Origin of the sequence: Pseudomonas sp. PI1 (assembly GCF_000812405.1) — a bacterium.
Lineage (GTDB): Bacteria > Pseudomonadota > Gammaproteobacteria > Pseudomonadales > Pseudomonadaceae > Pseudomonas > Pseudomonas citronellolis.
Genome location: NZ_JWMC01000047.1, coordinates 51450 through 64899, shown reverse-complemented (window position 1 = coordinate 64899; position 13450 = coordinate 51450). Strand labels below are relative to the sequence as shown.

Below are 13450 nucleotides of genomic sequence, written 5' to 3'. Positions count from 1 at the left end.
GTTATACGCCCTACGTTTCCAGCGGTAATTCGATGATGAAACGGGTCCAGCCGTCTGCGGATTCGGCGCGGATGCGGCCGCCGTGGGCCTGGACGATGGAGCGGCAGATCGCCAGGCCGAGGCCGGCGTGCACGCCCTGGCCCTCGCGCTGGGCCGCCTCGCGGTGGTGGAAGCGGTCGAACAGCCTTGGCAGCTGCTCGGCGGGGATCGCCGGGCCCTGGTTCTCCACGCTGACCTGGCCGGGCCGCAGGCGCACGCGGACGGCGCCGCCCGCGGGGGTGAAGCGCAGAGCGTTGTCCAGCAGGTTGGCCAGCGTCCGGCGCAGCATGCCGCGGTCGCCGCGCACCTGCGCCTGGCCCTCGCGCGCCAGATGGACGCCCTGGTCCTCGGCCAGCGGCGCGTAGAACTCCAGCAGGGCGTCCACTTCCGCGGCCAGGTCCAGGCTGTCGCGCCCGGGGGCCAGCAGGCCGTGGTCGGCCTTGGCCAGCAGCAACATGTCGTTGACCATGGCGGTCAGCCGCTGCAGTTCCTCCAGGTTGCCGTGCAACGCCTCGCGGTAGTCGTCCTCGCCGCGCGGGCGCGACAGCACCACCTGGGTCTGCGTCAGCAGCGCGGTGAGCGGCGTGCGCAGCTCGTGGGCGATGTCCGCGGAGAACGCCGACAGGCGCTGGAAGGCCTCCTCCAGGCGCGCCAGCATGGCGTTCAGCTCGCTGGCCAGGCCGCGCAATTCCGCCGGCAGGCGCGCGGCGTCCAGGCGCGTGGTCAGCGACTGCGCCGACACCTGCGCCGCCACTTCGCGCATGCGCCGCAGCGGGCGCAGGCTGGCGCGGGTGGCCCAGGCGCCGAGCAGCGCGGTGGCCAGGGCGGAGAGGCCCATGGTCAGCCAGATCAGCTGTTGCATGCGGCCAAGGAAGTGCTGGTGGTGGGTGATGTCCAGCACCAGGGTCAGCTGGCGCCCGGCGGGCTCGGCCGGGTCCAGCGGCACGCGCATCTCGCGGTAGGCGGGCGGTTCGCCCATGCCCTCCATGCCGCTGCTCATGCGCGGCGGCTCGTCCAGCCAGCGCTGGCCGTCGGCGCCCTCCAGACGCAGGCCCAGGTCCGGGTGGCGCGTCAGTTCGTGCTCCAGCGTCCCGCGTTGCGTGGCCAGGCCGGCGGGATCGCGCACCGGGCCGAGCAGTTCGCGGAAGAAGGGCAGGCGGCCGGCCATCGCCTGGCGGTCCAGCTCGACGAAGTGCGCCTCGCTGGCGCGGCTGAACACCACCCCGGCGATCAGCGACACGGCCGCGGTGCAGGCGGCGAACAGCAGGCTCAGGCGGACGCCCAGCGAAACCCGCGCGGCGGCGCTCACGGCGCGCGCTCTTCGAGCACGTAGCCCATGCCGCGCACGGTGTGGATCAGGCGCTGCGGGAAGTCGTCGTCGACCTTGGCGCGCAGTCGGCGGATGGCCACCTCGATGACGTTGGTGTCGCTGTCGAAGTTCATGTCCCACACCTGGGAGGCGATCAGCGACTTGGGCAACACCTCGCCGTGGCGGCGCAGCAGCAGCTCCAGCAGGGCGAACTCCTTGGCGGTCAGCTCGATGCGCCGGCCGCCGCGCTGCACCCGGCGGCGCAGCAGGTCCAGCTCCAGGTCGGCCAGTTGCAGCACGGTCTCCTGCAACTGCTGGCCGCCGCGGCGCAGCAGGGTGCGCACGCGGGCCAGCAGTTCGACGAAGGCGAAGGGCTTGACCAGGTAGTCGTCGGCGCCCTGTTCCAGGCCGCGCACGCGGTCCTCCACGGCGTCGCGCGCGGTGAGGAACAGCACCGGCAGGGCCAGGCCGGCCTGGCGCACCGACTGGAGGATCTGCCAGCCATCGCGGCCGGGCAGCATGACGTCGAGGATCGCCAGGTCGTAGCCGCCGGACAGCGCCAGATGCTCGCCCTCGGCGCCGTCGCCGCAGAGGTCCACGGCATAGCCGGCCTCGCTCAGGCCCTGGCGCAGGTACTGGCCGATGCGGGGTTCGTCTTCGACGATCAGCAGTTTCAAGGTGGATGGCCTCCGTGGCGGGAATGCCGGTCATTGTATCCAGCGCTGCCGATGGCGCCGCCAAGCTGACACAACTGTAATCTTCCCGACAGCCAACCGGCAGGTGGCTGGCGGCAACATGGGGGCAATCATCTGCAAGAGGTCCGCATCATGGGTACACGCCAGCTGTTCAACGCCGCCATCCTCGGCTTCGCCGCCGCCTTCGCCCTGCCGGCCCTGGCCGACGCCGGCCACGGCCATGGGTACGACTTCGGCAAGCCGGCCGCGGCCGCCCAGGCCACCCGCAGCGTCGAGGTCACCCTGGGCGAGATGTACTTCGAGCCCAAGTCGCTGCAGGTGAAGGCCGGCGAGACGGTGCGCTTCGTCATCCACAACAAGGGCAGCCTGCTGCACGAATTCAACCTGGGCAACGCCGCCCTGCACGCCGAGCACCAGAAGGAAATGCAGCAGATGCAGGCGATGGGCATGCTCACGCCCACCGGCATGGGGCACGGCATGGACCATTCGAAGATGATGAAGCACGACGACCCCAACAGCGTGCTGGTGGAGCCGGGCAAGACCGCCGAGCTGACCTGGACCTTCACCCGGGCCACCGAGCTGGAATTCGCCTGCAACATCCCCGGCCACTACCAGGCCGGCATGGTCGGCCGCCTGACCGTCGAGCCCTGAGCGCCGACGCAATCGCGGATGAGTCCGCTCCTACGCCTCCAGGGAAGCACGGCTTTTCGTAGGATGGCGTTGAGCGAAGCGATACCCATCACCACGGCAGCATGGGTATCGCAAGCTCAACCCATCCTACGAAAGGCGCCTCGGCGCAAGGAGCGGACTCCGTCCGCGATCCGCCCCAGGGCCGCCAGCCGTCACCCAGGCCTCCCGCGCCTGCTGAAACCACCGGGGCATTTGTATACACTTGCCCGGCCCGCCACCCCGGCGGGCGCCGACACGATTCCCGCAGGTCCATTGCATGCAGCATCCCGCCGAACACTCGCCGCTGGGCAAATCCAGCGAATACGTCTCCACCTACGCGCCCGAGCTGCTGTTCCCCATCAGCCGCGCCACCAAGTGGGCCGAGCTGGGCCTGGACGGCGCCAACCTGCCGTACCGCGGCGTGGACATCTGGAACTGCTACGAACTGTCCTGGCTGACCCCCGGCGGCAAGCCGGTGGTGGCCATCGGCGAATTCGCCATCCCGGCGCAGTCGCCGAACATCATCGAGTCGAAGTCCTTCAAGCTCTACCTCAACTCGCTGAACCAGAGCCCGTTCGACAGCCGCGAGGCGCTGCGGGCGGTGCTGGAGCGCGACCTGTCCGCCGCCGCAGGCGCGCCGGTGAGCGTGCGCCTGCGCAGCCTGGACGAAGTGGCCGAGGAGGGCGTGGCGAAGCTGCCTGGCCGCTGCATCGACGACCTCGACATCGCCGTGGACAGCTACGACCACCCGCGCCCAGAGCTGCTGCGCTGCGACGATGCCCGGCGGGTGGACGAGGTGCTCTACAGCCACCTGCTGAAATCCAACTGCCCGGTCACCGGCCAGCCGGACTGGGGCACCCTGGTGGTGGACTACGCCGGCCCGGCGCTCGACCCCGCCAGCCTGCTGGCCTACGTGGTTTCCTTCCGCCAGCACCAGGACTTCCACGAGCAGTGCGTGGAGCGCATCTACCTCGACCTGCAGCGCCTGCTGCAGCCCAGCCGGCTGACCGTTTATGCGCGCTATGTGCGTCGTGGCGGGCTGGATATCAATCCCTACCGCAGCAGCGGGGAGATCGCGCCGGACAACCGTCGGTTGGTGCGGCAGTAACGATACGGTTTCATCGCGGATGAGATCCGCTACGCTGCGCCACCCGCGCCATTCCCCTGTAGGAGCGATATCGCGGGCAGGGCCCCTACGGTTCCAGGAAGCACGGCTTTTCGTAGGATGGCGTTGAGCGAAGCGATACCCATCACCATGGCAGCATGGGTATCGCAAGCTCAACCCATCCTACGAAGAGCACCTCGGCGCAAGACAGTTGCTCCTACAGTTGTCGTGAGGCATGGAGTTTCCTCGTAGGAGCGGACTCCGGCCGCGCGATCGTAATCCCTCTCGTCATTCCCGCCGAATGCCTTTCCCGATACTGAATGGCATTCTGATTCTACGCCTTGCGGCCGCCGCCCTGGGGGAAGAGCGCACGACCAATGAAGCTGGCGGTATCGCGCAAACTGCTGCCGATGCTTTCCAGCTCATCGCGGCGGTGCTGGGCGCTGATGCCGATGGCGGAGATGATGAAGCGCGGCTGCCGGTCGCGGTCGGTGACCGCGCTGGCGACCATGCTCACGCCGCGGTACAGGTGGTCCTGGTCCATGGCCCAGCCGCGTTCCAGGGCTTCGCGGGCATCGGCCTGGTATTGCTCGAAGGCCGGTGGGCTCTCCCAGCGCACCCGCGACAGGCGCCGGCGCAGTTCGTCCTCCGGCAACTGGCGCAGGCCGGCGATGCAGCGCCCGGCGGCACCCACCAGTTCCGGCAGGCGCGTGCCCATGGCCACATTGACGTGGGCGATCTGCGGCTCGGAGCGGGCGATCACGCGGATGTGCGCGTCGTCGGTGACCTGCCAGAGGGCGACGAGTATCCGGTGGGCCAGGCTCAGGCGCTCCAGTTCCGGCTGGATCAGGTCGGCGTAGCTGCGGCCGATGAAGCTCACCGCCAGTTCCGACAGGCCCAGGCCCAACTGGTAGGTCTTGGTCTCGTTGTCGAACGACGCCAGCTGCTCGTTGTGCAGCGTGCGCAGGATATTGAAGGCGCTGCTCGGGCTGATGCCGGTGGCGCGGGCGATGGCGGCCACGCCTTCGGGGGCTTCGGCGTGGGCCAGGTGGCGGAGGATCTGAATGGCGTTCACCACGGCCCCTACATCCTTGGTGCTGGCGCTCTTGGTACTGGCTTCCGGTGCGGTTTCTTTGTTTTTCATATTCAGTATTCGGGTTGACATTCAGCGGAGTGAATATATGCTGGCTTCACGGAGCGCACAACCGCTGCCCTGAAGTCGCCGGTTGGTGCGTCCACGTCACTGCACTTTGCAGCAAAGGTCGAACAAGAATAAAGGAGGACCTACGTGGCAGATCTCCCCGAGTGCGTCGTTCCGGGCCCCGAGGCCCAGTACCTCGCCTTCCTGGCCCAGGGCCGTTTCATGCTGCAGCGCAGCCGTTCCACCGGGCGCTACGTCTTCTACCCGCGCAACCTGGTGCCGGGCAGCGGCGAGACGGACCTGGAATGGGTGCCGGTCAGCGGCCTGGGCACTCTCTATGCGATCACCGTGAACCGCGCCCGCGGCGGCGACTACAACGTCGCCCTGGTCGATCTGGACGAAGGCGTGCGCATGATGTCGCGCGTCGAGGGCCATCTCGAAGTGCCCATCGGCGCCCGCCTTAAGGCGCGCATCGTCGAGCAGGAAGGCACCCCCGTAGTGGTGTTCGACGCGCTTGCGGAGGTGCAGCCATGAGCCAGGCCCTGCGCGGCAAGACCGCCATCGTCGGCATCGGCAGCGCCGGCATCGGCGAGGCCCCCGGCCACAGCGCCATTGAACTGCTCGGCCAGGCCTCGGTGAAGGCCATCGCCGACGCCGGGCTGAAGCTGTCCGACATCGACGCGGTGTTCGCCGCCACCAGTTCCCATGCCTTCCCGACGCTGTCGGTCTGCGAATACCTGGGCATCCGCCCGAAGTTCGTCGACGGCACCAATATCGGCGGCTCCAGCTTCGAGCTGCACCTGCTGCAGGCCACCCTGGCCCTGGAAGCCGGGCTGTGCGACGCGGCGCTGATCTGCTACGGCTCCAACCAGCGCACCGCCGGCGGCAAGCTGGTGTCGATGAGCGAGCCGCAGTGGCACGAGACGCCCTACAAGCCGCGCCATCCGATCACCGCCTACGCCCTGGCCGCCAGCCGCCACATGCACCAGTACGGCACCACCCGCGCGCAGCTGGCGGAGGTGGCGGTGGCCGCGCGGGGCTGGGCCAACCTCAACCCCGAGGCCTTCGCCCGCGGCCCGCTGAGCATCGAAGAGGTGCTCGCCGCGCGCATGGTCAGCGACCCGCTGAGCAAGGCCGACTGCTGCCTGGTCACCGACGGCGGCGGCGCCTGCGTGCTGGTGCGCGCCGAGCGCGCCCGCGACCTGCCCAATGCGCCGGTGTACTTCCTCGGCGCCGCCGGCGCGCAGTGGCACCGCTCCATCGTGGCGATGCCCGACCTCACCGTCACCGCCGCTTCGGAAAGCGGCCCGCGGGCCATGCAGATGGCCGGGGTGACGCACGCCGACATCGACCTGGTGATGCTCTACGACGCCTTCACCATCAACACCCTGCTGTTCCTCGAAGACCTCGGCTTCTGCCCGAAGGGCGAGGGCGGGCGCTTCGTCGAGGGCGGGCGCATCGCCCCCGGCGGCGAACTAGCGGTGAATACCAACGGCGGCGGGCTGTCCTGCGTGCATCCGGGCATGTACGGCATGTTCCTGATCATCGAGGCGGTGACGCAGTTGCGCCGCCAGGCCGGCGAGCGCCAGTTGCACAAGGCCGACGTCGCCCTGCTGCACGGCAACGGCGGCACCCTGTCCAGCCAGGTCACGGCCCTGCTCGGCACCCAGTCGGTGCTCTGAAACCCCCGGGTTCGGTGCCCCACCGGTGGCCGCTTCGGCGGCCCGCCGTGGACGCGCTCGCCCTCGCGCCGGGACGCACGCTCCGGCAACCGTCAACAGTTCAGGTGGAAAGCCATGTCAGTGAGTCACTCGCAACACCCTGGCAACGCCTCGTGCTTCGCCAGCCTCACGCCCCTGCTGCAACCGCGTTCCGTGGCCGTGGTCGGCGCCTCCAGCGACCCGCACCGCATCGGTGGCCGGCCCATCGCCTACATGCTGCGCAACGGCTTCAGCGGGCGCATCCTGCCGGTGAACCCCAACCGCAGCGAAATCCAGGGCCTGCCGGCCTTCGCCAGCGTCGAGGCGCTGCCCGAGGCGCCCGACGTGGCCATAGTCGCGCTGCCGGCGCCGCAGGTGCTGGAGACCATCCAGGCCCTGGGCCGCAAGGGCGCGCGCAGCGCCATCGTGTTCTCCTCCGGCTTCAGCGAGGTGGGCGGCGAGGGCGTGCTGATGCAGGAGGCCATGGTCGAGGCCGCCCGCGCGGCGAACATGCGCCTGCTGGGCCCCAACGCCCTGGGCGTGTTCAACGCCAACCTGGGCTACTACGCCTTCTTCTCCACCAGCCTGGAGCGCGGCATTCCGCTGGCCGGGCGCGTCGGCATCGCCACCCAGTCCGGCGCCTACGGCGCGCACCTGCTGGGCCTGGCGCGGCAGCGCGGGCTGGGCACGCCGATCTGCGTGGCCACCGGCAACGAGGCCGACGTCACCCTGGGCGACGCCATCGGCTGGCTGGTGGAGTCGCCGGAAGTCGACGTGGTCATGGCCTACGCCGAATCCATCCGCAACGTCGACAGCTTCCTCGCCGCCCTGGCGGCCGCCCACCGCGCCGGCAAGCCGGTGATCCTGCACAAGGTCGGGCGCAGCGAGCTGGGCGGCCGCGCGGCCATGTCCCACACCGCTTCCCTGGCCGGCGACGACAAGGTGCTGGACGCGGTACTGGCCGACTACGCGGTGGTCCGCGCGCGCAATACCGAGGAACTGATCGACATCGCCTACCTCGCCACCCAGCGCATCTACCCGGTGGCCAACAGCCTGGGGATGATCACCGTCAGCGGCGGCGCCGGGATCATCGTCAGCGACGCCGCCGAGGACGTCGGCCTGCCGATGCCGCCCATGCCCGAGGCGGCCCAGGCGCGGCTGAAGCAGCGGCTGTCGTTCGCCTCGCCGATCAACCCGGTGGACTGCACCGCCCAGGCCCTGAACGACCTGAGCCTGGTGCACGACTTCACCGAATCCATGGTGGTGGACGGCGGCTACAAGTCGCTGATCGCCTTTTTCACCCAGGCTGGCACCGTCGCCTCCATCGGCCCGCAGCTGGCCGAGCAGTTCGGCCGGATCAAGGCCGACCACCCGGACCGCCTGTTCGTGGTCTCGGTGATGGGCGAGGGCGAGGAACTGGAACCCTACCGCAAGGCCGGCTTCGCCCTGTTCGAGGACCCGACCCGCGCGGTGCACGCCATCCAGGCCATGGGCCGGCTCGGCGAGGCCTTCGCCAAACCGCTGCGCCAGGTGCCGGCGCCCGGCGGAGTGGAGTTGCCGCCGCGCACGCCGGGGGAGGCCGAGGCCAAACAGTTGCTGGCCCGCGCCGGCATCGAGTCGGCGCCGGAGCGAGTGCTGGTGAGCGCCGGGGAGGCCGCCGCCTTCGCCGAGCAGATCGGTTTCCCGGTGGTGCTGAAGATCGCCTCGGCGGACATCCTGCACAAGTCGGAGATCGGCGGCGTGCTGCTGGGCGTGGACAGCGCGGCGGCGGTGCGCGAAGGCTTCGACCTGCTGCTGCAACGCGCCGCCGAACAGGCCCCGCAGGCGCGCATCGACGGCGTACTGGTGGCGCGCCAGCTGCAGGGTGGCGTGGAGTGCTTCATGGGCATCCAGCGCGACCCGCTGTTCGGCCCGGTGGCGCTGTTCGGCCTCGGCGGCATCTTCGTCGAAGTGCTGAAGGACGTGGTGTTCCGCCGCTGCCCGTTCGGCGCGGAGGAGGCCGAGGCGATGATCCGCAGCATCAAGGGCGCGCCGTTGTTGCTCGGCGCACGCGGCCGCCCGGTGACCGACGTGAAGGCGCTGGCGCAGGTGCTCTCGCGGCTCTCGCAGTTCGCCGCCCAGGCCGGCCCGCGGCTGCGCTCGGTGGACCTCAACCCGGTGTTCGCCATGCCCGAGGGACAGGGCGCCTGGGCCGCCGACGCAGTGCTGGAAGTGCAGGAGGTGGCCCATGGCGCTGAATCCTGAGCACCTGCTGAACTACCGCATCCCCGAGGTGCGCCAGCGCTACAGCCGCGAGGACAGCGCCTTCTACGCGCTGTCGGTGGGCCTCGGCGCCGACCCCATGGACGAGCACCAACTGGCCTTCGTCGACGCCAACCGCGATATCCAGGCGCTGCCGTGCATGGCCGTGGTGCTGGGCCACCCGGGCTTCTGGCTGGGCAACCCGGACACCGGCGTCGACGCCTTGCGCCTGGTGCACGGCGAGCAGAGCGTGGAGTGGCTCAAGCCGCTGCCACCGGAAGGCGAGGTGATCGGCCGCACCCGCGTCACCGGCCTGGTGGACAAGGGCGCCGGCAAGGGCGCGCTGCTGTACAGCGAGAAGGTGCTCAGCGACGCCGCCAGCGGCGAGGCGCTGGCCATCGCCCGCGGCACCACCTTCCTGCGCGGCGACGGCGGCTTCGGCGGCGACAGCCAGTCGCTTAGTCAGCCGCACCGCCTGCCCGAGCGCGCGCCGGACCTGGCCATCGACCTGCCGACGCGCCCGGAGCAGGCCCTGTACTACCGCCTCAACGGCGACGACAACCCGATCCACGCCAGCCCGGCGGCCGCGGCCCGCGGTGGCTTCCCGCGGCCGATCCTGCATGGCCTGTGCACCCTGGGCGTGGCCTTCCATGCGCTGCTGCGCGGCTTCGCCGACTACCGCGCGGAGCGCTTCGGGCAGTTGCAGGTGCGTTTCTCCGCGCCGGTATTCCCCGGCGAGACCCTGCGCACGGAAATCTGGAGCGACGGCTCCTTCCGCACCCGCGTGGTCGAGCGCGATCGGGTGGTGCTGGACAACGGCCACGTGCGCCTGACGCCGGAGGCGGACAGCTGAGCCGGGCGGCATGGCGACAACCCCCTCAACCAACCTGCGAGAACAAGAACAATGAGCGCATCCATGAGTCCTCCCCAGGACGCCGGGTTCCCCCGGCGGACCCTGGTCATCGCCTTCTTCTTCTGCTTCCTCGGGCTGCTCGCCGACGGCGTCGACCTGATGTTCCTCGCCTACAGCCTGAACAGCCTCAAGGCCGAGTTCGGCCTGAGCAACTTCGAGGCCGGCTCGCTGGGCAGCATCACCCTGGCCGGCATGGCCATCGGCGGCATCTACGGCGGCTGGTGCTGCGACCGCTTCGGCCGGGTGCGGGTGGTGACCTGGACCATCGTGATCTTCTCGCTCGGCACCGCGCTGCTGGGGCTCACCCACAACTACTGGCAGTTCGCGCTGATCCGCTTCCTGTCCTCGCTGGGCCTGGGCTCGCTGTTCGTCGCCTGCAACATCCTGATGTCCGAGTTCGTTACCACCAAGTACCGCACCACCATCCTGGCGACCATGCAGGCTGGCTGGACCGTGGGCTACCTGGTGGCGACCATCCTCGCCGGGCAGATCATCCCCGAATTCGGCTGGCGCACGCTGTTCTTCACCGCCCTGGCGCCGGCGCTGATCTGCCTGGCGCTGCGCCCCTGGGTGCCGGAGTCGCCGTCGTGGCTGGCGGCCCGCGCCCAGCGCCGCCAGCAACCGGCCGGCGTGCGTGCCGCGCCCGCCGCCCGTGGCGGCGTGCAGGGCCTGCTGGCCGATGCGGGCACGCGGCGCATGTTCCTGCTGTGGACGCTGACCTCGTGCTTCCTGCTGTTCGGCTACTACGGCACCAACAACTGGATGCCCTCGTACCTGGAAAGCGAGCTGGGCATGAACTTCAAGTCCATGACCGGCTACATGGTCGGCACCTACACCGCGATGATCCTCGGCAAGGTGGCCGCCGGGGTCGCCTCGGACCGCTTCGGCCGCCGCGCCACCTTCGCCGCCGGCGCCATCGGCAGCGCCATCTTCATGCCGCTGATCGTGTTCTGGCACACGCCGGAGAACATCGTCTGGATTCTCACCCTGTTCGGCTTCATCTACGGCGTGCCGGTGGGCGTGCTGGCCACCTACATGACCGAGAGCTTCTCCACCCGGGTGCGCGGCGCCGCGGTGGGCACCGCCTACAACCTCGGCCGCGTCGGCGCGGCGGTGGCGCCGGCGGCCATCGGCCTCTTGGCCTCGCACATCTCCATCGGCGCCGGCTTCCTGGTGATGGGCATCACCTACGTGATCACCGGCCTGATCCCGGCGCTGTTCATCCCCGACCGCCTGTACGACCCGAACCGCGCATCGAGCGATGCCGATGCCAGCGCCGAGCCGGTCGCCCCGGCGCGCGCCGACGCCGCCGAGCCCCGGCCGCTGAAGGCCTGAGCCCATGACGGAGCCCCTTGCGATGAACGATTCAACCATGGCGGCCAGCCTGGCCGAGCCCGCGACGGTGTTTCCCACCGGCCGCTTCACCTTCCAGGAGTTCATCGGCCTGGAACGCTGGGCCGAGGGCGAGCTGGCGCGCATCCGCCTGCAGCACCGCGCGGAGCTGATGAACTACCTCGGCCACTTCCACGGCGGGGTGCTGATGACCGTGCTCGACGCCGCCATGGCCGGAGCCATCCGCATCTGCTCGCCGGGCTGCTCGATGGTCACCATCGACATGGCCACGCACTTCATGGGCACCGCCCGCGGCGAGCTCAACGCCGTCGGCCGGGTGCTGCGGCGCACGCGCAACCTGTGCTTCTGCACAGCCGAGATCCACAACGAGGACGGCGAACTGGTCGCCAGCGCCTCGGGCAGCTTCAAGTACCGGGCCGCCGAGGCCGGGAGCCGTTCCACCGACACGAGTACGACGACATGACCGACACCGCCGAACTGGCCCGCGAGCGCGAGGAGCGCTTGCGCATGATCCGTGACAGCGCCGCCTCCCTGGTTCCGCCCGACGGCGACCTGGGCCGGGTGCGCCGCCTGCGCTTCAGCGAGCCGGGCGTGGACCGCGCAGCCTGGGCCGAAGTCTGCGCCATGGGCTGGCCGGGCCTGCGCCTGGGAGAAGAGTTGGGCGGCAGCGGCCTGGGCATGGCCGAATACGCCGCGCTGCTGGAGGAACTGGGGCGCGGCCTGCTGCCGGAACCGCTGATCGAAGCGAGCCTGGTGGCGCCGCTGCTGCCGGACGCGGAGCGCGAAGCGCTGCTGGCCGGTGAAAAGCTGGTGTTGCCGGCGGGCATCGCCTACGACGAAGGCGCCACGCTGCCGCAACTGCGCGACGGCAAGCTGCATGGCGAGGTCGGCCATGTCGCCCTGGGCGCCGCCGCCGACGCCTGGCTGGTGGTCTGCGACGGCGGCTTGGCGCTGGTGGAGCGCGGCGCCGAAGGACTGCACCTGAGCCAGGAGCCGACCCAGGACGGCGGCCACCTGGCGCGTCTGCGTTTCGACGCCACTCCGGCCAGCGTGCTGGCGGCACCGCCCGCCGCGCTGGACGAAGCAGCGCTGGCCTGCGCCGCCTACCTGGTGGGGCTGATGGATGCCGCCTTCGAGCGCACCCGCGACTACCTCGGCGTGCGCAGCCAGTTCGGCCGCGCCATCGGCAGCTTCCAGGCCCTGCAGCACCGCATGGTCGACCTGAAGATCCAGATCGAGCTGGCGCGCGCCGTGGTCGCCCGGGCCGCCGACGCCATCGACGCCCGGGCGCCGCTGGCCGAGGTCCGGCGCCTGGTGTCCACCGCCAAGGTGCGCGCTGCCGAGGCCGCGCTGCTGGTCACCCGCCAGGCGATCCAACTGCATGGCGGCATCGGCTTCACCGACGAGGCCGACATCGGCCTGTTCCTGCGCCGCGCCATGGTGCTGCTCAACGCCCAGGGTTCGCTGGCCTTCCACAAGGCGCGCTACATCGCGCTGTTGCAGCGGGAGGTGGCCTGATGAGCGGGATGCTGCTGCAAGAGACGCACGGCAGCGTGCGCCTGCTGCGCTTCAACAACCCGGCGCGGCGCAACGCGCTGGCCCCGGCGCTGCGCCAGGAACTGCTGCAGGCCCTGCGCGAGGCTGACGCCGATCCGCAGGTGCGCAGCGTGGTGATCACCGGCAGCGCGGAGGTGTTCTGCGCCGGCGGCGACCTCAGCGACATGAACGTCGACGGGCTCGGCGCCGGCCGCGCGCGCATGCACAACAACGCCGCCCTGGTGCGGCAGATGGTGCGCATGGGCAAGCCGCTGATCGCCGCTATAGAAGGTTGGGCGGTGGGCGCCGGGCTGTCCGTGGCGCTGGCCTGCGACAGCCTGGTGTGCGGCGGCACGGCGCGCTTCGCCGCCGGCTTCGGCAAGGTCGGCCTGCTCGCCGACCTCGGCCTGCTGCATACCCTGCCGGCGCGCATCGGCGTGGGCCGTGCGCGACAGGTGCTGATGTTCGGCCAGGTGCTGGAAGCCGAGGAGGCGCTGCGCATCGGCCTGGTGGACCAGCTTTGCGCGCCTGGCGCGGCTTTGGACGCGGCCATGGCCCGCGCCGCCCTGGTCGAGCAGCAGGCGCCGCTGCCGCTGGCGATGACCAAGGCCCTGCTCGCCGATGGCCTCGACCTGCTGCTGGAGCGCGAGGGCGAGCTGCAGAGCCAGTTGTTCCTCAGCGCCGACCATGCCGAAGGCAAGGCGGCCTTCCTGGCCAAGCGCACCCCCGCATTCACCGGACAATGAGCC

The 13450-nt window shown here is 70.4% G+C and carries 13 protein-coding genes; 10 read left to right on the top strand and 3 right to left on the bottom strand.

Annotation, left to right across the window (positions count from 1 at the left end; all coding sequences use genetic code 11):
• Window positions 1-10: 10 nt before the first annotated feature.
• Both RN02_RS16745 and RN02_RS16740 read right to left on the bottom strand, forming a co-directional pair.
• On the bottom strand, window positions 11-1348 hold the full coding sequence (locus RN02_RS16745; RefSeq protein ID WP_043315396.1) for a heavy metal sensor histidine kinase: 1338 nt from the start codon (window positions 1346-1348) through the stop codon (window positions 11-13).
• A complete protein-coding gene (locus RN02_RS16740; protein WP_043315395.1) occupies window positions 1345-2025 on the bottom strand; it encodes a heavy metal response regulator transcription factor in 681 nt (226 codons plus the stop codon). The genes RN02_RS16745 and RN02_RS16740 overlap by 4 nt, the downstream gene beginning before the upstream one ends.
• Window positions 2026-2175: 150 nt before the next feature.
• On the opposite strand from RN02_RS16740, the gene copI reads away from it, so the two are divergent.
• Together copI and queF are read left to right on the top strand one after the other, a co-directional pair.
• Window positions 2176-2694: a copper-resistant cuproprotein CopI gene (gene copI / locus RN02_RS16735; RefSeq protein ID WP_043315394.1), complete on the top strand. Its 519-nt coding sequence runs from the start codon at window positions 2176-2178 to the stop codon at window positions 2692-2694.
• Window positions 2695-2989: 295 nt separating this feature from the next.
• Window positions 2990-3820: an NADPH-dependent 7-cyano-7-deazaguanine reductase QueF gene (gene queF / locus RN02_RS16730; RefSeq protein WP_043315393.1), complete on the top strand. Its 831-nt coding sequence runs from the start codon at window positions 2990-2992 to the stop codon at window positions 3818-3820.
• 331 nt (window positions 3821-4151) lie between these two features.
• Here queF and RN02_RS16725 read toward each other — a convergent pair whose 3' ends face one another.
• Window positions 4152-4961 (bottom strand): IclR family transcriptional regulator, encoded by an 810-nt coding sequence (locus RN02_RS16725; protein ID WP_043315392.1) that lies wholly within the window; start codon window positions 4959-4961, stop codon window positions 4152-4154.
• Between the two features lie 144 nt (window positions 4962-5105).
• Between RN02_RS16725 and RN02_RS16720 the strand changes: the two genes are divergently transcribed.
• From RN02_RS16720 to RN02_RS16685, 8 genes are all read left to right on the top strand, one after another.
• Window positions 5106-5492 (top strand): Zn-ribbon domain-containing OB-fold protein, encoded by a 387-nt coding sequence (locus RN02_RS16720; protein WP_043315391.1) that lies wholly within the window; start codon window positions 5106-5108, stop codon window positions 5490-5492.
• Complete coding sequence (locus RN02_RS16715; RefSeq protein WP_043315390.1) at window positions 5489-6640, top strand: thiolase; 1152 nt, start codon at window positions 5489-5491, stop codon at window positions 6638-6640. Before RN02_RS16720 ends, RN02_RS16715 begins: the two co-directional genes overlap by 4 nt.
• Before the next feature lie 114 nt (window positions 6641-6754).
• Window positions 6755-8902 (top strand): acetate--CoA ligase family protein, encoded by a 2148-nt coding sequence (locus RN02_RS16710; RefSeq protein WP_043315389.1) that lies wholly within the window; start codon window positions 6755-6757, stop codon window positions 8900-8902.
• Window positions 8886-9752 (top strand): MaoC/PaaZ C-terminal domain-containing protein, encoded by an 867-nt coding sequence (locus tag RN02_RS16705; protein ID WP_043315388.1) that lies wholly within the window; start codon window positions 8886-8888, stop codon window positions 9750-9752. Before RN02_RS16710 ends, RN02_RS16705 begins: the two co-directional genes overlap by 17 nt.
• Window positions 9753-9803: 51 nt before the next feature.
• Entirely contained in the window at window positions 9804-11147 is a 1344-nt protein-coding gene (locus RN02_RS16700; protein WP_043315386.1) for an MFS transporter, read from the top strand.
• A gap of 37 nt (window positions 11148-11184) precedes the next feature.
• Window positions 11185-11628, top strand: coding sequence for a PaaI family thioesterase (locus RN02_RS16695; protein ID WP_052267757.1), 444 nt, complete (start codon window positions 11185-11187; stop codon window positions 11626-11628).
• Window positions 11625-12683: an acyl-CoA dehydrogenase family protein gene (locus RN02_RS16690; RefSeq protein ID WP_043315384.1), complete on the top strand. Its 1059-nt coding sequence runs from the start codon at window positions 11625-11627 to the stop codon at window positions 12681-12683. The genes RN02_RS16695 and RN02_RS16690 overlap by 4 nt, the downstream gene beginning before the upstream one ends.
• On the top strand, window positions 12683-13447 hold the full coding sequence (locus RN02_RS16685) for an enoyl-CoA hydratase/isomerase family protein (protein WP_043315383.1): 765 nt from the start codon (window positions 12683-12685) through the stop codon (window positions 13445-13447). The genes RN02_RS16690 and RN02_RS16685 overlap by 1 nt, the downstream gene beginning before the upstream one ends.
• Window positions 13448-13450 lie beyond the last annotated feature (3 nt).

Coding starts and splice junctions, on each gene's coding strand:
- RN02_RS16705 (WP_043315388.1), top strand. CDS start 8,886: ATGGCGCTGAATCCTGAGCACCTGCTGAACTACCGCATCCCCGAGGTG.
- copI (WP_043315394.1), top strand. CDS start 2,176: ATGGGTACACGCCAGCTGTTCAACGCCGCCATCCTCGGCTTCGCCGCC.
- RN02_RS16700 (WP_043315386.1), top strand. CDS start 9,804: ATGAGCGCATCCATGAGTCCTCCCCAGGACGCCGGGTTCCCCCGGCGG.
- RN02_RS16725 (WP_043315392.1), bottom strand. CDS start 4,961: ATGAAAAACAAAGAAACCGCACCGGAAGCCAGTACCAAGAGCGCCAGC.
- RN02_RS16685 (WP_043315383.1), top strand. CDS start 12,683: ATGAGCGGGATGCTGCTGCAAGAGACGCACGGCAGCGTGCGCCTGCTG.
- RN02_RS16690 (WP_043315384.1), top strand. CDS start 11,625: ATGACCGACACCGCCGAACTGGCCCGCGAGCGCGAGGAGCGCTTGCGC.
- queF (WP_043315393.1), top strand. CDS start 2,990: ATGCAGCATCCCGCCGAACACTCGCCGCTGGGCAAATCCAGCGAATAC.
- RN02_RS16715 (WP_043315390.1), top strand. CDS start 5,489: ATGAGCCAGGCCCTGCGCGGCAAGACCGCCATCGTCGGCATCGGCAGC.
- RN02_RS16695 (WP_052267757.1), top strand. CDS start 11,185: ATGGCGGCCAGCCTGGCCGAGCCCGCGACGGTGTTTCCCACCGGCCGC.
- RN02_RS16710 (WP_043315389.1), top strand. CDS start 6,755: ATGTCAGTGAGTCACTCGCAACACCCTGGCAACGCCTCGTGCTTCGCC.